Origin of the sequence: Bacteroides sp. MSK.20.82 (genome assembly GCF_019052485.1) — a bacterium.
Lineage (GTDB): Bacteria > Bacteroidota > Bacteroidia > Bacteroidales > Bacteroidaceae > Bacteroides > Bacteroides thetaiotaomicron.
This window is the reverse complement of record NZ_JAHQUN010000013.1, coordinates 88064-106648: the sequence shown is the minus strand read 5'-3', so window position 1 is coordinate 106648 and position 18585 is coordinate 88064. Positions and strand designations below refer to the sequence as shown.

The window sequence follows — 18585 nt, the reverse complement described above, 5'->3', positions numbered from 1 at the left end:
ACCGCATAAAAGAAATAGGTAATCGAAATTTAATCAACCAATAAAAGAAAAAAAGATTATGAATGCAGCAAAGGTATTAGACGATCTGAAAAGACGGTTCCCCAACGAACCGGAGTATCATCAGGCAGTAGAAGAAGTACTTTCTACTATTGAAGAAGAATACAACAAACACCCGGAGTTTGACAAAGCAAACTTAATCGAACGCTTGTGTATTCCTGATAGAGTATTTCAGTTCCGTGTAACTTGGATGGACGACAAAGGTAATATTCAGACAAACATGGGTTACCGTGTTCAGCACAACAACGCTATCGGCCCGTACAAAGGCGGTATCCGTTTCCACGCATCTGTAAACCTTTCCATCCTGAAATTCCTTGCCTTTGAGCAGACATTCAAAAACTCACTGACTACGCTGCCTATGGGTGGTGGTAAGGGTGGTTCCGACTTCTCTCCACGTGGTAAGTCAAACGCTGAAGTAATGCGTTTCGTACAGGCATTCATGCTGGAACTGTGGCGTCACATCGGTCCCGAAACTGACGTACCTGCAGGTGATATCGGTGTAGGTGGCCGCGAAGTAGGTTTCATGTTCGGTATGTACAAGAAGCTGGCTCACGAATTTACCGGCACATTCACTGGTAAAGGCCGCGAATTCGGTGGTTCACTGATTCGTCCGGAAGCTACCGGTTACGGTAACATCTACTTCCTGATGGAAATGCTGAAAACCAAAGGTACTGACCTGAAAGGTAAAGTTTGTCTTGTTTCCGGTTCGGGTAACGTAGCTCAATATACAATCGAAAAAGTAATCGAACTGGGTGGTAAAGTAGTTACTTGCTCCGACTCTGACGGTTACATCTACGATCCGGACGGTATCGACCGCGAAAAGCTGGATTACATCATGGAACTGAAGAACCTGTACCGTGGTCGTATCCGCGAATACGCAGAGAAATATGGTTGCAAATATGTAGAAGGAGCTAAGCCTTGGGGTGAAAAATGCGATATCGCACTGCCTTCTGCCACTCAGAACGAATTGAACGGCGACCACGCCCGTCAGTTGGTAGCAAACGGCTGTATAGCTGTATCTGAGGGAGCAAACATGCCTTCTACTCCGGAAGCTATCAAAGTATTCCAGGACGCTAAGATTCTGTACGCTCCGGGTAAAGCAGCTAATGCGGGTGGTGTATCAGTATCAGGTCTTGAAATGACTCAGAACTCCATCAAGTTGAGTTGGAGCGCTGAAGAAGTAGACGAAAAGCTGAAGAGCATCATGAAGAATATCCACGAAGCCTGCGTTCAGTATGGTACTGAAGCCGACGGATATGTAAACTATGTGAAAGGTGCTAACGTAGCCGGATTCATGAAGGTTGCCAAAGCTATGATGGCTCAGGGTATCGTATAATCAGCAAGATATAAGAAAGCTATAGTCATTTTTAAGATAAAGGCTCCCGCCTTCCGAAAGGAAGGACGGGAGTTTTTTTTATATTGTACCGCAGTGGTGAAAAACAAGTAAAAGAGTGCAGGCAAACATGTAAAAGAGTGAGTGACAGGAAGTACTTCATTCTGGCAAATGATGTAGAAGAAAAAGGTAAAAGAAGTACATGACTTGGATGAAAGATGTACTTGAAATAAAAAATATCGGAGGTTTTAAAGATTGTTCATAGTTATTCTCTATCTTTAGATAGAAATTATCAGTTTGACAAGCAAGCAAAATCGGTCTATCTTTGTTACATATTATAAACCCGGACAGAAGAATAAAAAAGACTTCGGTTTATTTAAACTTTGCCTCCGACTAACATCTATTTTATGGAAGAAAAAAAACTAACTGCCGCGAACGGTCGTCCCATTGCCGACAATCAGAATTCGCAAACCGCAGGTCAACGCGGACCTGTCATGTTACAAGACCCATGGCTTATTGAAAAGCTTGCTCATTTTGATCGTGAAGTGATTCCGGAAAGACGTATGCACGCCAAAGGTTCGGGAGCTTTCGGTACATTTACCGTCACTCATGACATTACGAAGTACACCCGTGCAGCTATTTTCAGCGAAGTCGGAAAGCAAACTGAATGTTTCGTCCGTTTCTCTACCGTAGCCGGAGAGCGTGGGGCGGCAGATGCCGAACGTGATATCCGCGGTTTTGCCATGAAATTCTACACCGAAGAGGGCAACTGGGATTTAGTCGGAAACAACACTCCTGTCTTTTTCTTACGTGATCCGCTTAAATTTCCGGATTTGAATCATGCCATCAAGCGCGACCCGAAAACGAACATGCGCAGCCCTAACAGCAACTGGGACTTCTGGACACTTCTGCCCGAAGCGCTTCATCAGGTGACAATCACTATGAGCCCTCGCGGCATCCCCTACTCCTATCGCCACATGCACGGATTCGGAAGCCACACCTATAGTTTTATCAATGCGGACAACCAGCGTATCTGGGTGAAATTCCACCTGCGCACCTTGCAGGGAATCAAAAACCTGACAGATCAGGAAGCGGAAGCGATCATCGCCAAAGACCGCGAATCTCATCAACGCGACCTTTTTGAAAGCATCGAAAAGGGAGATTACCCAAAATGGTTATTCCAGATTCAGTTAATGACGGAAGAGGAAGCAGACCATTACCGCATCAATCCGTTCGACCTGACCAAAGTATGGCCGCACAAAGACTTCCCGCTACAAGACGTCGGAATCCTTGAACTGAACCGTAATCCGGAAAACTATTTCGCAGAAGTAGAACAAGCAGCTTTCAACCCGATCAATACCGTAGACGGCATCGGATTCTCACCGGATAAGATGTTACAGGGACGTCTGTTCTCTTACGGCGATGCACAGCGTTATCGTCTCGGAGTGAACTCCGAACAGATTCCGGTGAATAAACCCCGTTGCCCGTTCCATGCTTACCACCGTGACGGAGCCATGCGTGTAGACGGCAACTATGGTGCAACCAAAGGCTACGAACCCAACAGCTACGGAGAATGGAAAGACTCTCCTCACCTGAAAGAACCGCCTCTCAAAGCATCCGACAACGGAGAGATATACAATTATAATGAACGCGAATATGATGATGATTACTACAGCCAGCCGGGCGATCTGTTCCGACTGATGCCGGCGGACGAGCAGCAACTTCTGTTTGAAAACACGGCACGTGCTATGGGAGACTCCGAATTATTCATCAAACAGCGTCACACCCGCAACTGCTACAAAGCAGACCCCGCATACGGTGCCGGAGTCGCCAAAGCATTGGGCATTGATCTGCAAGAAGCATTGAAAGAATAAAAGAACAACCAACCATTTGTAAAAGAAAGAGCATATTTCCCGACGGATTTATGCTTTTTTTTCGGCAGAATAGTAACCAACTGTATATCAGCAGAATAAAATTCCTTTTTTATTCCTTTAAAAGGAACGCCCCGTTGGTTTTAAAGAAACAGGCCGTTGGTTTTAAACCAAGACCCCGTTCCTTTAAAACCAACGGGACTATTTTAAAAAAAGTTCTGCTTTCATTGGAAAAACAGAACTTTTTTGTTTCATTTATTTATCAACCGGAAAGAGATCAGTCAATCCCCGGCATCAGAACAACGCCGAGCTTCTTCTTACCATCCATCTTGACTACCATCGGCTTTTCAAAGCGGACATGACGCAGGAATTTCGTTTCTTCCACCGCAGGTTGGGCATTGAGGAAATCCTGATTGTAGACTCCGTCATTCATAAAGGCATTGATCGTAAAATAGCCTACGCCGAACGAAGTGAGGTTCTGGAAGAAGTGAGTTCCCTGACTCGGGTCTACACGATAATTGGTCAGACCGGCCTCCACTATCACACGGGCAGCGGAGATATGCGGCCACTTCACCGGAATGCCCAGCCATGTGTCACTGCTGCCCCAACGTCCCGGACCTACAAGCACATAATTTCTTCCTGCATTGAGGAATTGCAGGTTCATCTTCTCTATTTCCCAGGCAATGGCCTGATTGTTCGAAGCACTGTATCCATCCGTCTTGACGTAGACGATATCATAAATATCGTTCATGACGCCATGCCCCAATGAATTATTAGAACGGAGCACCACGTCTTCATCCGGTATCAGCGTCAAGTCTTCGTCCAGCATTTCTTTGCTGTCCACAATCGGGCGGATTTGCAACAGGTAGAATGTACCCGTCTTATCTTGTTCACGGCTCAAGGTCGCGGCAAACTCAATCTCCACCGGGCGCCGCATTTCCTGTTCACCATATTTCAAAACCAGCTGCAGGATGCGTGCCAACGGGAATACATCATGTTGCAGGATATTGGCAAACGTGATCACCTTGCGTCCACCGGGATACAAACCGTCACGGATCACCTGGTCATACGGATCGTAAGTAGAAGCGATATAGCGTAACGAACCGTCACTTTCGGCTTCCTTCACATGAAGTTTCAACAGGTTAAAGCCGTCGTCGATAGAGAAATCATGCCCTGCGTTTTTCAAGTCCAATGCATAGAAACGGGTCTGTGTTTCTTTCAGGGCTATTTCCATTTCACTGGTTTGCAACACTTGATTCGGGTGATAAGGAGAGAAACGAAGTGTCATACCTCCGTCTACAATATATTTTCCCAATCCAAGAGCCAAGTTCACTGTGCCTTCTTCGGCTTTTTCATCTCCCAAGGGATAATAATTGAGCGAACGTGCCACACCGGACATAGACGGGTAGTAACGGTCTCCGTATTGATTTCCCACAACTTCCTGCAAGATGACTGCCATCTTTTCCTGGTCGATCACGTTCGATGTAGCCTGCATATAGGCTTTACTGTCTCTGAAGTAAACCGACGCATAGACTCCTTTGATCGCATCGGAAAGCATACGGAGCATTTCGTAACGGTCGTCCAGATAAGGAATCATATACGTATTGTATATTCCGGCAAACGGCTGATAATGAGAATCTTCCAACAAGGAAGAAGAACGGATGGCAATCGGGGACTTCACCACATCGAAGAAGGTGAAAAAGTCCTCTACCAACCGGTCGGGCAGTTTCGCCTTCAGGAAATATCGTAGAATCGTATCATCGTCGGCATCCGAAAGAGCGATTTGATAGAGATTATTGGTCTCCATAAACTCGTCGAAGACATCGGTACACAGCACCACTGTCTTAGGAATTGCCACCCGCGCATTTTCGAACTCTTCAAATTCGGGATAACGCTTCACCATATTATCAATGAAGGCAAGGCCACGTCCTTTTCCTCCCAGCGAACCGTCGCCGATACGGGCAAAGTTGGAGTAACGGTCGAAACGGTCACGTTTGAAGACGGCAACCACTCCCTGATTTTTCATCTTCCGGTACTTCACGATCGCCTCGAAGATAATCCGGCGGTGTGCATCTACGTCCTGAAGACTTGTCCACGTGATCGGCTTCAGAAACTCGGCTACCGGAAACATGGCACGCGAATAGAGCCAGCGCGAAACGTGATTCCGGCTGATATGGTACAAGAAAGACTCGGCAGGCACGGCAAACAGGATATTCTGCAACTCTTTCAGGTTCCGCACACGGGCAATCTCCTCTCCTGTCTCCGGATTGCGGAACACAAAGTCACCGAACCCGAAGTTATCGGAAACGATGCGCCGCAGGTCAACGTCCATCTTTTTAGAATTTTTATCGATAAAGCTGGCACCGTATTTGGCGGCATACGAAGAGTTTTCCGATTCGGAGGACTGGATAATCAACGGTACAAACGGATCGTTCTTGCGTATGGCGGCACAAAGCTTGATACCTGCCAGACCGTCTTTCTCGCCCCGTTCCACTTTCGGAAAACGGACGTCGGTAATGACTCCTAATATATTATTCTGGTATTTGCGATAGATTTCCATCGCTTCCTGATACGTACGCGCCAAAACGATTTTAGGACGCCCACGCATACGAAGCGTGCGCTGGTGCGCATTCAGAGCTTCGGTAGAAAATTCCTGGCTCTGCTTCAACACGAATTTATACAGGTTGGGAAGAATGGAAGAATAGAACCGGATGCCGTCTTCCACCAAAAGTATCATCTGCACGCCTACTTCCTGCACATCGTGTTCGAGGTTCATCTTATCTTCCATCAATTTGATAATAGAAACCAACAGGTCGGTATTGCCCAGCCAGCAGAATACGTATTCAAATGCGCTCAGGTCTTCGTTGATAATCCGCTTCGTAATACCGTGACTGAAAGGAGTCAGGATAACGATCGGAATATGTTCGTATTTCTCTTTAATATGCCGCCCGATATCAAAACTGTCATTGTCTCCCGTACTCGGCATACAGATCACCAGATCGAATGACATATTCTCCAACTGCGTCAATGCCTCCTCTTCCGTAGAAACCTGTGAGAAACGAGGCGGATAACGAAGTGACAAGGATGTATATTCATTAAATATCTTTTCGTCAATGCGTCCGTCATCTTCCAGCATGAAGGCGTCATACGGGTTGGCAATCAACAGAACATTGAAAATCCGCCGTGTCATCAAATTGGCGAATTGCGTATCTTTGAAGTAAAGCTGGTTTAATTTATACTTGCTGAGCATAGTCTCTTTCTATTTTTTATTCCATAATGAAATGATTCATAGTACAGTCTACTTGACGTTTACTCTGCAAAGTTAATTTTTTAAATCTCATTTGCTATCATCTTCTTTATAAAGTTGTAATAAGTATTAAGTATTAGGTATTAAGTATTAACCTGACGGTTCACAGCGCAGCCTAATACCTAATACTTAATACCTAATACTTACCACTATCATTTTATCATTATTTAATCAAAATATCACCATAAAATCAATCGCATTTGAAAAATTTTCCTATATTTGCAGTGTGAGCAGTTTACATTTTATCAGAACAACCTTTTAAAATATGATATCATGAACATCCAGAAAATCATGTCCTCTTTGGAGGCAAAGCACCCCGGTGAATTAGAGTATCTTCAAGCAGTAAAAGAAGTTCTTCTTTCGATCGAAGATATATACAATCAGCATCCCGAATTTGAAAAGGCCAAGATCATAGAAAGACTGGTAGAACCTGATCGTATCTTCACTTTCCGTGTCACTTGGGTAGACGATAAAGGGGAAGTTCAGACCAATCTCGGTTATCGTGTACAGTTCAACAATGCAATCGGCCCGTACAAAGGCGGTATCCGTTTCCATGCTTCCGTCAACCTCTCCATTTTGAAATTCCTCGGCTTCGAGCAGACATTCAAGAATGCGCTGACTACCCTTCCGATGGGTGGCGGCAAAGGCGGTTCGGACTTCTCACCCCGTGGCAAGAGCGATGCTGAAATCATGCGTTTCTGTCAGGCGTTTATGCTTGAATTGTGGCGCCATCTGGGACCGGACATGGATGTACCAGCCGGTGATATCGGTGTAGGCGGACGCGAAGTAGGTTATATGTTCGGTATGTACAAGAAGCTGACCCGCGAATTTACGGGAACCTTTACCGGAAAAGGACTGGAGTTCGGCGGTTCGCTGATTCGTCCGGAAGCTACCGGATTCGGCGGTTTGTACTTCGTTCATCAGATGTTGCAGGCAAAAAATATAGATATCAAAGGCAAGACAGTCGCTATCTCCGGCTTCGGTAACGTAGCTTGGGGCGCTGCCACCAAGGCGACCGAATTGGGTGCCAAAGTAATTACGATCTCCGGACCGGACGGATATATCTACGATCCGGACGGCATCAGCGGAGAAAAGATAGATTATATGCTCGAACTTCGGGCTTCGGGCAATGACATCGTTGCTCCTTACGCCGAGAAATATCCGGGTGCAACCTTCGTAGAGGGCAAGCGTCCGTGGGAAGTAAAAGCAGATATTGCACTTCCTTGCGCTACTCAGAACGAATTAAATGGAGAAGATGCACAAAATCTCATAAAAAATAACGTTCTTTGCATTGGAGAAATTTCCAACATGGGATGTACGCCGGAAGCAATCGACTTATTTATCGAAAAGAAAATAATGTATGCTCCGGGTAAGGCAGTCAACGCCGGTGGTGTTGCCACTTCCGGACTGGAAATGTCTCAGAACGCCATGCACCTGAGCTGGAGCGCTGCTGAAGTGGACGAAAAACTCCACGCCATCATGCACGGTATCCATGCACAATGCGTGAAATACGGCACAGAACCCGACGGATATATCAATTATGTGAAGGGAGCTAACATTGCCGGATTCATGAAAGTAGCTCACGCTATGATGGGACAAGGCGTTATTTAAAAGAGACTTTGTTTAGTTGTATTTGTATTTGTGGTTTGCGCTGCTCGCCTCCTGTGACAGGACGCGGGTAGCGCTATTTTTTTGAGATTAACATTATTTTCTTCAATGGAATTAATTATCTTTGTAGCATTATACAGTAATAACAATAAAAAATGCTACAACCCGAATTAAAACTCCGCCGCGACAAGATTCGCAGTCTGATGGTGTCACAGGGCATTGATGCCGCCCTCATTACTTGTAATGCAAATTTAATCTACACCTATGGCTGTGTAGTCAGCGGCTATCTTTATCTCCCTCTTCATTCACCGGCACTGCTGTTTTTCAAGCGGCCCAACAATATCACAGGCGAACACTCGTTCCCCATCCGCAAGCCGGAACAGATCGTCGATATTCTGAAAGAAAAAGGTCTGCCTTTGCCCACTAAACTGATGCTGGAAGGCGACGAACTTCCTTACACCGAATATGTTCGTCTGGCAGGTTTGTTCCCGGACGCTGAAGTCGTAAACGGGACACCGCTGATCCGTCAGGCACGCAGCGTGAAGACAGCTATCGAAATCGAAATGTTCCGTCGTTCGGGCATGGCACATGCCAAGGCATACGAACAGATTCCGTTCGCATATTACCCCGGAATGACAGATATCGAGTTCTCGATAGAAATCGAACGTCTGATGCGCCTTCAAGGTTGCCTCGGCATCTTCCGCGTGTTTGGACGCAGCATGGAAATCTTCATGGGAAGTGTGCTGACCGGAGATAATGCCGGTTATCCTTCTCCCTACGATTTTGCTTTAGGGGGTCGCGGACTCGATCCTGCCCTGCCCGGAGGCGCTGACAAGACTCCGCTGAAAGAAGGACAAAGTGTTATGGTCGATCTGGGAGGCAACTTCAACGGATATATGGGCGATATGAGCCGTGTGTTCTCTATCGGCAAATTGTCGGAAGAAGCATATACCGCTCACCAAGTTTGTCTGGATATCCAGGAAAAGATCGCTTCGATAGCCAGACCCGGCATTCCCTGCGAAATGCTGTATAACACTGCAATCGAAATGGTTACCCAAGCAGGTTTTGCCGATAAGTTTATGGGAACGGGACAACAAGCCAAGTTCATTGGTCACGGCATCGGACTTGAAATCAACGAAGCGCCTGTACTTGCTCCGCGCATCAAGCAGGAGCTGGAACCGGGCATGGTCTTTGCTCTCGAACCGAAAATCGTTCTTCCCGGTGTAGGCCCCGTAGGTATCGAAAACTCTTGGGTAGTGACAAACGAAGGAGTTGAGAAACTGACTAACTGCAACGAAGAAATTATAGAATTGTCATAAGGGACTGACTAAAAAGTCAATAGTATCTTAAATCTCCTCCTTCGGGAAGGAGGAGTACCCGTAGGGGGAGGTGGTAGGTGAATACATAACCCTATCATTTACAAAGTAATAGGAACAAACATTATTTCTCCTACCACCTCGGTCTGCGACCACTCCTCCTTCCCGAAGGAGGAGATTTGAGATAGAATCGACTTGTTAGTCACCCCAATTTGAACAAGAAAAGCTATTTTACAGGCTTCAGTCCCATCTTCGCCGCCCGTTCCAGCATAAAAGCATGGGCTGCCTCATACTCATTGGGGATAACTCCATCCAGAATAGCATCCTTTATCGCACTTTTCAAAGCACCGACTTCACGACAGGGCTGTAAGCCGAAAGTTTCCATGATCTCTTCTCCACTCACCGGAGGCTGGAAATTACGGACACGGTCCTTTTCTTCAAGGTCTTTCAACTTTTGGCGAACCAGCTGGAAGTTATTCAGAAAACGCTGCTTGCGCTCCATGTTTTTCGAAGTGATATCCGCTTCGCAAAGTGTCATCAAGTCGTCGATATCATCCCCCGCCTCAAAAAGCAGACGGCGTACGGCAGAATCCGTCACTACATCATCCGCTATCACAATGGGACGCATGTGCAAGCTGACCATTTTCTGCACATACTTCATCTTTTCATTCATCGGCAACTTCATCTTCCGGAAAATATTCGGAATCATCTTCTCACCGATAAAATTATGATTATGGAACGTCCAGCCCGCTTTAGGCTCCCAACGTTTCGTTGCAGGCTTGGCGATATCGTGCAGCAAAGCTGCCCAACGCAACCAAAGATTATCCGTCTTTTTGCTGATATTGTCCAGCACTTCCAGCGTATGGTAAAAGTTATCCTTGTGCGACCGTCCGTTTCGTGTTTCTACTCCCTGCAAGGCAGCCAGTTCCGGAAAAATTAACGGAAGCAGTCCGCTTCGTTCCAGTTCTACAAAGCCTTTTGAAGGGATAGGCGAAAGAATGATCTTGTTCAGCTCATCCGCAATCCGTTCACGGGATATGATTTCAATCCGGTCTTTGTTACGGCAGAGCGATTCGAACGTATCGTCATCGATATAAAAATTCAGTTGCGTGGCAAAGCGAATGCAACGCATCATGCGCAGCGGGTCGTCACTGAACGTGATATCCGGATCGAGGGGTGTGCGGATGGTCTTTTCCTTCATGTCCGCCATGCCGCCAAACGGGTCAACCAGTTCGCCAAAGCGTGCTTTGTTCAGGCAGACAGCCATCGCGTTAATAGTAAAGTCACGGCGGTTCTGATCGTCCTCCAGTGTTCCGTCTTCCACGATGGGCTTCCGTGAATCCCGTTGATAGGATTCTTTGCGGGCACCTACAAATTCGACTTCCGTACCTTTATATTTCACTTGTGCCGTACCGAAATTCTTGAAAACAGAGACGTACGCACCACGCCCCAAGCGTTTTCCAAGTGCTTCCGCCATTGCGATCCCGCTGCCTACTACTACTACATCTATATCTTTGGAGGGACGTTGCAGAAAAATATCACGAACGTAACCGCCTACCACGTAACACTCCAGTCCGAGTGCGTCAGCGGTTTCGGCAATGTGTCCGAAGATCGGTTCGCTAAAATACTGTTTCAGTTCCTCTTGAGTCAACTCTATCATCTTTTTAATGCTTAACGACTGGCAACAGACAGTTAAATAGTTGATGAAAACACCGGTCGGGCGGTCCATAATCATCAAACACTTATTGCCAATACAAGTTTTGAGGGGGCAAAATTACAAAAATAAGGGATATATTTGTATTTTTGTCGCTATAAAGTAAACGATGAACGGGCGAGGAACGGTAAACGGCAAGTAACACGAACGGCAAACCGCAAGTAACGAACAGTTGGCGGTAAGTCGTGAACACTGCACGTCCCATCTCCATCGCAAATCGTCTAATAGTAAAATGTAAATGGTATGATGAAAAAACTGATTATCTTCTTTTGCGGCACGCTGGCACTGACAGCCTGCGGAAACGGCATCGAGAAAAAAGCCAATGAAAAACTGACGATTGCCCGTGCTGCCTACGAACGTGGCGACTACGAAGAAGCAAAGACACAAATCGACAGTATCAAGATTTTGTATCCCAAAGCATTCGAGGCCCGCAAAGCCGGTCAGGAATTGATGCTGGATGTGGAACTCAAGGCTCAACAAGAGATTCTGGCCTTTCTGGACAGTGCTCTCCAGGCAAAGCAAGCAGCGTTTGACGCCATCAAAGGCAAGTACACCCTGGAGAAAGATGCCGAATATCAGCAAGTGGGTAACTACATATGGCCTACACAAGCCATCGAGAAGAATCTCCATCGTTCCTTCCTTCGCTTCCAAGTGAGCGAGCAGGGAATTATGAGCATGACTTCCATTTATTGCGGAGCCGGCAATATCCATCATGTAGGCGTCAAAGTGATGACTCCCGACGGCAGTTTTGCCGAAACTCCGACTTCGAAGGACAGCTACGAAACATCGGATATGAACGAGAAAATAGAAAAAGCCGATTACAAATTGGGAGAAGACGGTAACGTGATCGAATTTCTGAACCTCAACAAGGACAAGAATATCCGTGTGGAATTTATCGGCGACCGTAGATACACAACGACGATGAGTCCGACCGACCGACAGGCAGTAGCAGGCGTTTACGAACTGTCGAAAATCCTTTCCGCCATGCAGCAAATCAAGAAAGAACAGGAAGACGCCAATCTGAAAATCGGATTTATCAATAAGAAAAAAGAACGGAAAGCGATGGAAGAAGCTGCCGAAGAATAAAGGTTCTTTCGGAGTAACGGCTTTCCGGAAAAGTGATAAAAGCGCTATCGGAGAAGAATAAATCAAGCAGTCCGAAAAGGATAAGTAAAAAACGGTAAGCGATGAAAATTTGTGTTTATCAGAGATAGCACATTTATTTTTTCATCGCTTACCGATTTTTATTTCAATTCAAGAGACTGTTCTCCGACTTATCATTAGGCACAAATAGTAATGATATTTCATTCCAACTTTAAAGAGACGCAGCATTGTTTTCTTGCTCGCACCCTTTTACCTTGGAGAAACGGCGTAAACCAGCATCCTAAAACGGCGTAGCCTGCCTACATAAAACGGCGTAGCCTGACAGGTAGAAAGGGCGCAGTCTCCAAAGGCTTATTTCACTCTCCTATTCAACTGATTATTAGCCTTCTCCACCTTTGACTTACCTATCCGTTTCCCCGTCCCTTTCTTTTTTCCGGCAGCAGGCTTCGCCTTTCCGGCGAACGGATTGTTACTTTTTTTGATTGGCATAACTTAACAAAGTATCATTCTCCTTCGTAATACTCGCCCAAAAACCAGCGGGCAATAAAGTCCCAGTTTTCGTGCAGCAGCTCTTTCCCGTTCTCGAAAGGGAATTGCGCTTCCGGCAGCAGGTCATGTTCCATGCCGTACTTCAGCAGATCGAACGGGCACAGCCCTTCCTCGCAGAAAAGTTCGTACGCTTCTTCCTCAGCCATTTCCGCATTATACAGCGGATTCCGTTTGTCGGCAAAGTAGCGGGCTACGTCCGGACCTATCAGCAAACCTTTCGGATTAGCGTACATCACGAAATCCGAAAACTCCTTCAAGTCGGGCAACAGAGCATCTTCCTCGTCCTCCCATTGCAGGGCCTGCACAAAGAACAGTTTCAAAGCCTCATACGAATCGAAGAACATCAACGGCTCGCCACCACTCGCTTTCAGAAAGCGTTCCACATTCACGGGCAACTGATCGCCCGGCGAGGCAACAGGCAAAGCAGTCCGCTGCTTCTCCATCAGCTCCGATTCCATCAGCCAGTCTCCGGCAAGTCCGTCGCTGATAGGCGCTTTCTCGAAAACATCCTCCAACTGCGCATAGATCACATCGGCAAACTCCAGCAAGTCCGCATCCAAGGGATTCTCCACACCGTCAAAGTCATCGCCTACCGGCGAATTAATTCCCCACAGCAAGAAAGCGATATCCTCTTTATTGATCTCGTCGGTGAGATAACCTTCCGACAATTCATAAAACGGCAGGTAACGTCCGTAATTCCTTTTATGCCAACGGATGAACTGGCGCCAGTTGCCTCCGTCCGTCACACAGTCTTCCAGATAAAGAGTCAGCATCAGAGTCACCTGATTCTGGCTTTCCTGTGTCTCCGACTTATATAAATAAGATTCGCTGACGACAGGCAATAAAAGATTGGCAAATTCAAGATACCAGTGATCCGTCGCCAACACCTTTGCACGGCCATGAAGATCCAGCCATGCTTTCATATAAATTTTCCCTTGTTTCATTATTATTCTGTTGCTTGTTTTAGTTTCTCCACGCCCTATTACCTATTACCTATTACCTATTCTACAGTCTTTTCAAAGCCAGTTTTATTACTTTCTCCACGGGAGCATCCGGTTCTTCCTTCAAGATAGCCAGTACCACTTTCTGCGAAGGCGCGGCGGCAAAGCCAAGCATGGTCAGAGCGGCTACCGCTTCCTCCTGCACTTCTACGCTGGCAGATTGCAGCAGCATTCCGGCAGAAGCGCTTCCTCCTGCCACGGTGGCTCCCATCGTCTTTATCTTGTCTTTCAGGTCGACAATGACACGCTGCGCTGTTTTCAGTCCGATCCCCTTCACCGTTTTCAGCAAGTTCGCATTTTCGGTGCTGATCACATTCACCAGTTCGGCAGGCGAAAGGGCGGAGAGAATCATACGCGCCGTATTGCCTCCGATGCCCGACACGGAAATGAGTAGCAGGAAAATCTCCCGCTCCTGCTTGTCGGCAAATCCGTAGAGCACATACGCGTCCTCCCGAATAGCTTCATAGATATATAACTTACAGTTTTTCTTCCCCTGAATAGCCGAATAAGTATTCAGGGATATATTGGCGGCATAGCCTACCCCGTTACAGTCGATTACTGCGGTTGCCGGACTAAGTTCGGCAAGTTCGCCTCTTACATATTCTATCATAGTGTGAGCAAAGATAAGACAAATTCACCACAGATGAAAAGACTTTCGCAACATTTCCGCCTCGCAGTCAGAGGTGAAAAAATTAAAAATAATGCAGGCAGTAAACAAAACTTCCTAGTAATTTGTTTACTTTTGTGGCAGAATTAAAGAAAAATGTTCATATAAAACCAATAAAAGAATGAAAAAAGTAAGAGCAGCTATTGTCGGTTACGGCAATATCGGACACTATGTACTTGAAGCGCTACAGGCAGCGCCTGATTTCGAAATAGCCGGAGTAGTTCGTCGTGCAGGAGCAGAGAACAAGCCGGAAGAGTTGGCAAACTATGCAGTAGTCAAAGATATCAAAGAGCTGGAAGGAGTGGAAGTGGCCATCCTCTGCACACCGACCCGCAGCGTTGAGAAATACGCGAAAGAATATTTGGCAATGGGAATCAACACGGTGGACAGCTTCGACATCCACACAGGCATCGTTGACCTGCGCCGCACGCTGGATGCCACCGCCAAAGAGCACAAAGCCGTATCCATCATCTCCGCAGGATGGGATCCGGGAAGCGACTCGATCGTACGCACCATGCTCGAAGCAATCGCTCCGAAAGGCATCACTTACACCAACTTCGGTCCCGGCATGAGTATGGGACACACCGTAGCCGTAAAAGCGATCGACGGAGTGAAAGCCGCCCTCTCCATGACGATCCCTACCGGAACGGGAATCCACCGCCGCATGGTATATATCGAACTGAAAGACGGATACAAGTTTGAAGAAGTAGCCGCAGCCATCAAGGCAGACCCTTACTTCGTGAACGACGAGACACATGTAAAACTTGTGCCCAGCGTAGACGCACTGCTCGATATGGGACACGGTGTAAATCTGACTCGCAAGGGAGTTTCCGGTAAAACGCAGAATCAGCTGTTCGAGTTCAATATGCGCATCAACAATCCGGCACTGACCGCACAGGTACTTGTGTGCGTGGCACGCGCTTCCATGAAGCAGCAACCGGGGTGCTACACCATGGTAGAAGTCCCCGTCATCGACCTCCTTCCGGGCGACCGCGAAGAGTGGATCGGACACCTGGTATAATCTTTTATCCGCATAACTGAAATAAAAATAGAGAAAGGAGACACACCTTTCTCTATTTTTTTTATCTTTGTCGGAGAAGACAAAACACACCCGATATGAAAAGACTATTCATATTCTCAACATTTCTGTTATGCTTGCTATCGACTACCTTTTCACAGCAGTCCGGTAACACGATCAAACCGAATCTGAAGTACGGAAAACCCTCCAAGGAAGAGCTCACCATGACCAGCTTTGCTCCCGACACCACCGCAACGGCGTATGCCGACATCCAGATACCTTATTACTCCAACGGACGCAATCCGACACTGAAAGAAAACGTCAGCCAGCTTGCGTTATTCCTTGATTTCCGAAAACAAGTAGCAAAACAATTTAATAACAAAATTATAATAAAGAGAATATGAAGATATACAAAAAGAAAGAACTTCCCAGACATGAGGAAGAAGAGTTTTCAGTCATAGTACTGACTTGTGACGAACACGGAGAAACCAATCTTGGGTTTTATAACTTTGACACGGAAGATTGGAGTTTTCTTTCGGAAGCTGACCAAAGTTATAGAGACTCTGAATTTGTATGGATATACCCACCAGCCGATCAGATGAAAGAGTTTTTGATAAAATCAATCAAAGCTGAACGCGAATCAGCTCCACCTTCATCGAAGGAAAACTGGTTTAGAAAGAAAACCCAACCTATTAAAAAGAAAATCACTCTGGCTTTCAAGAAAAAATAAAAGTGTACCTTTGCGGCTCTAACCAAAGCCGAAAGGAAACATTGGAAAATAAAAGATACAATAACGTCGAAGAATGGGCAAACACGCTCAGTCACGGAGCAGGTATACTGCTTGGAGTCATAGCCGGCTATTTCCTGCTCGCGAAAGCGGCAGCGGGTGCCGAACCGAAGTGGGCGGTAGCTTGTGTAACCGTCTACCTGTTTGGCATGCTGTCTTCTTATGTCAGTTCCACCTGGTATCACGGCAGCCGTCCGGGTAAGCTGAAGGAATTGCTTCGCAAATTCGATCACGGGGCTATCTATCTGCACATTGCGGGGACGTACACTCCGTTTACACTGCTCGTCATGAGGCACGCAGGCGGTTGGGGATGGGGAATTTTCTCTTTTGTCTGGCTGTCGGCTATCGTCGGTTTTATACTGAGTTTCAAGAAACTGAAAGAACACAGTAACCTGGAAACCATTTGTTATATAGCTATGGGAGCCTGCATTCTCGTGGCTATGAAGCCTTTGATGGATAATTTAGCAGAGATGGGAGCCGGTCCGGCTTTTTGGTGGCTGATAGGCGGGGGAGCTTCGTATATCATCGGGGCAGTGTTCTATTCGCTGCGCAAGCCATATATGCACGCTACGTTCCATCTGTTCTGTTTGGGAGGAAGCATAGGGCATATCATAGCGATCTGGCTGATATTGTAAGTAAAAGAAAGCCGTCAGGCAGAGTTCATCATTTCAATACGATGCTTCATCATTCAACACAAAAATTTCTTCCACCGGAACCCCGAAATAACGTGCTATCCTCAGCGCAAGGACAGTAGAGGGAATAAACTTTCCGGTCTCTACCGTATTGATTGTCTTTCGGGTTACTCCAATGGCTATAGCCAGTTCTTCCTGGCTGATATTCTTCATCGCCCTGTAGACCTTTATTTTATTGAGTAGTTCTTTATTTTCCATCTTTATAAGGGTTATACAGGAGCAATCTTCTTATTTCTGAGAAAAGCATAGCTACCACCACTATAACCAGAGCACCCATACGTACCGAGAGATTAAAAAAATCTCCAAAGCAATAAACTAATAATCCCATTTGCATAGCCGCATAAAAGCCTGCTGTCAAAGCCTTAGAATTATAGTCCGAATATATTTCACTATCTAATGCTCCCATTAATTTCTTATCTTTCTTTATTCTCTCCAAAATATCGGAAGCTCTTATCGCTACAACGACATACAGCAAAACTGCAAATGCAAATATATACCATGTCTCTCCCAAAAATCCCTTTCTACCAGTATCAAGACAAAATGTCTCCCACATTAATACTCCCATAAACAACATACCGACAATCGTCCGCATCAAAAGAGCATTAAACCTTTTAATCTCCATTTTCTCAATCGTAATATTTTCCATAACCATAGAATTTAATCCATATTCTTATCTTTAAGTTTCACCCATAGGTTCCAAAAAGAAACCTTTAGGTTACAAATATAGATATTAAAAACTATATTCCAACCAATCATCCATCTATTTTTTTAATTCTTCCGTTTTTGTTGAACCAAACACTCCCTTTCATTCGTTATATAAATAGAGACTCTAAAACTGCAAGAACCATGAACTGGGAAAATCACCTGATCAAAGACCTCCAATGGTCCAATGAGATTATCAACAGAGAAGCGAAAGAACGTGTAGCACGTGAGATCGCCGCCACAGCCAAAACAGGCGATGTGATAGGGGCCGGCTCCGGTTCCACCGTCTACCTCACTTTGTTTGAGCTGGCAAAGCGGATTCACGAAGAGCACCTATATCTGGAAGTGATTCCCGCCTCTCAGGAAATCTCCATGACTTGCATACAACTAGGCATCCCGCAGACCACCCTTTGGGACAAACGCCCCGACTGGACATTCGACGGAGCGGATGAGGTAGACCCCGACCGCAACCTGATAAAAGGACGTGGCGGAGCCATGTTCAAAGAAAAGCTGCTGATCAGAAGCAGCGGAAAAACCTTCATTATCGTCGATCCCAGCAAACTTGTCAATATCTTGGGAAGCAAATTCCCCATACCGGTAGAGGTGTTCCCGCATGCACTGTCATACGTCGAAAAAGAACTGCGCCGACTGGGTGCCTCCGAAATATCACTACGCCCCGCCCACGGAAAAGACGGTCCTATTTTGACAGAAAACGGAAACTTTATCCTTGATACCCGTTTCCATTATATTGACGCTTCGCTGGAAGAACAGCTGAAAACAATCACGGGCGTTATTGAAAGCGGACTTTTCATCAATTACGACATTGAAGTAGTTGTAACCAGATAAAAACCAAGCATAG

The 18585-nt window shown here is 46.2% G+C and carries 17 protein-coding genes; 10 read left to right on the top strand and 7 right to left on the bottom strand.

The window, feature by feature from the left end; all coding sequences use genetic code 11:
• Positions 1–58: 58 nt before the first annotated feature.
• The gene (locus tag KTR07_RS13920) at positions 59–1393 is read left to right on the top strand and encodes an NADP-specific glutamate dehydrogenase (protein WP_008766295.1); all 1335 of its coding nucleotides are present in this window, start codon (positions 59–61) and stop codon (positions 1391–1393) included.
• Between the two features lie 404 nt (positions 1394–1797).
• Entirely contained in the window at positions 1798–3264 is a 1467-nt protein-coding gene (locus KTR07_RS13915) for a catalase (protein WP_117981407.1), read from the top strand.
• A 274-nt stretch (positions 3265–3538) separates the two neighbouring features.
• Here KTR07_RS13915 and KTR07_RS13910 read toward each other — a convergent pair whose 3' ends face one another.
• The gene (locus KTR07_RS13910; RefSeq protein ID WP_113748210.1) at positions 3539–6511 is read right to left on the bottom strand and encodes a PEP/pyruvate-binding domain-containing protein; all 2973 of its coding nucleotides are present in this window, start codon (positions 6509–6511) and stop codon (positions 3539–3541) included.
• 330 nt (positions 6512–6841) lie between these two features.
• Between KTR07_RS13910 and gdhA the strand changes: the two genes are divergently transcribed.
• On the top strand, positions 6842–8179 hold the full coding sequence (gene gdhA, locus KTR07_RS13905) for an NADP-specific glutamate dehydrogenase (protein WP_113748882.1): 1338 nt from the start codon (positions 6842–6844) through the stop codon (positions 8177–8179).
• A gap of 152 nt (positions 8180–8331) precedes the next feature.
• Complete coding sequence (locus KTR07_RS13900) at positions 8332–9495, top strand: Xaa-Pro peptidase family protein (RefSeq protein ID WP_008766347.1); 1164 nt, start codon at positions 8332–8334, stop codon at positions 9493–9495.
• A 223-nt stretch (positions 9496–9718) separates the two neighbouring features.
• Here KTR07_RS13900 and KTR07_RS13895 read toward each other — a convergent pair whose 3' ends face one another.
• Positions 9719–11152 carry a CCA tRNA nucleotidyltransferase gene (locus tag KTR07_RS13895; protein WP_162303110.1) on the bottom strand — a complete coding sequence of 478 codons (1434 nt, stop codon included), beginning with the start codon at positions 11150–11152 and terminating at the stop codon, positions 9719–9721.
• 300 nt (positions 11153–11452) lie between these two features.
• On the opposite strand from KTR07_RS13895, the gene KTR07_RS13890 reads away from it, so the two are divergent.
• Complete coding sequence (locus KTR07_RS13890) at positions 11453–12292, top strand: hypothetical protein (protein ID WP_008761132.1); 840 nt, start codon at positions 11453–11455, stop codon at positions 12290–12292.
• A 369-nt stretch (positions 12293–12661) separates the two neighbouring features.
• On the opposite strand, the gene KTR07_RS13885 is transcribed toward KTR07_RS13890, so the two are convergent.
• The 3 genes from KTR07_RS13885 to ruvA all read right to left on the bottom strand — a co-directional run bounded on the left by KTR07_RS13885 (position 12662) and on the right by ruvA (position 14470).
• Entirely contained in the window at positions 12662–12799 is a 138-nt protein-coding gene (locus KTR07_RS13885) for a hypothetical protein (protein WP_008766350.1), read from the bottom strand.
• 14 nt (positions 12800–12813) lie between these two features.
• Complete coding sequence (locus tag KTR07_RS13880) at positions 12814–13803, bottom strand: DUF3843 family protein (RefSeq protein WP_008761131.1); 990 nt, start codon at positions 13801–13803, stop codon at positions 12814–12816.
• A gap of 61 nt (positions 13804–13864) precedes the next feature.
• Positions 13865–14470 (bottom strand): Holliday junction branch migration protein RuvA, encoded by a 606-nt coding sequence (ruvA, locus tag KTR07_RS13875; RefSeq protein WP_008766351.1) that lies wholly within the window; start codon positions 14468–14470, stop codon positions 13865–13867.
• 178 nt (positions 14471–14648) lie between these two features.
• On the opposite strand from ruvA, the gene KTR07_RS13870 reads away from it, so the two are divergent.
• The 4 genes from KTR07_RS13870 to KTR07_RS13855 all read left to right on the top strand — a co-directional run bounded on the left by KTR07_RS13870 (position 14649) and on the right by KTR07_RS13855 (position 16967).
• Positions 14649–15548, top strand: a complete 900-nt coding sequence (locus tag KTR07_RS13870; RefSeq protein ID WP_008761129.1) for a diaminopimelate dehydrogenase — start codon at positions 14649–14651, stop codon at positions 15546–15548.
• A 95-nt stretch (positions 15549–15643) separates the two neighbouring features.
• Positions 15644–15949 carry a hypothetical protein gene (locus KTR07_RS13865; RefSeq protein ID WP_008766352.1) on the top strand — a complete coding sequence of 102 codons (306 nt, stop codon included), beginning with the start codon at positions 15644–15646 and terminating at the stop codon, positions 15947–15949.
• Positions 15946–16275: a hypothetical protein gene (locus KTR07_RS13860; protein ID WP_070750105.1), complete on the top strand. Its 330-nt coding sequence runs from the start codon at positions 15946–15948 to the stop codon at positions 16273–16275. The genes KTR07_RS13865 and KTR07_RS13860 overlap by 4 nt, the downstream gene beginning before the upstream one ends.
• A gap of 41 nt (positions 16276–16316) precedes the next feature.
• Positions 16317–16967: a hemolysin III family protein gene (locus KTR07_RS13855; protein ID WP_070750109.1), complete on the top strand. Its 651-nt coding sequence runs from the start codon at positions 16317–16319 to the stop codon at positions 16965–16967.
• Between the two features lie 33 nt (positions 16968–17000).
• On the opposite strand, the gene KTR07_RS13850 is transcribed toward KTR07_RS13855, so the two are convergent.
• Positions 17001–17222: a helix-turn-helix transcriptional regulator gene (locus KTR07_RS13850; RefSeq protein WP_008766354.1), complete on the bottom strand. Its 222-nt coding sequence runs from the start codon at positions 17220–17222 to the stop codon at positions 17001–17003.
• A complete protein-coding gene (locus KTR07_RS13845) occupies positions 17212–17670 on the bottom strand; it encodes a hypothetical protein (RefSeq protein WP_008766355.1) in 459 nt (152 codons plus the stop codon). The genes KTR07_RS13850 and KTR07_RS13845 overlap by 11 nt, the downstream gene beginning before the upstream one ends.
• Before the next feature lie 200 nt (positions 17671–17870).
• Between KTR07_RS13845 and rpiA the strand changes: the two genes are divergently transcribed.
• Positions 17871–18572 carry a ribose 5-phosphate isomerase A gene (gene rpiA / locus KTR07_RS13840; protein ID WP_008761124.1) on the top strand — a complete coding sequence of 234 codons (702 nt, stop codon included), beginning with the start codon at positions 17871–17873 and terminating at the stop codon, positions 18570–18572.
• Positions 18573–18585: the final 13 nt, after the last annotated feature.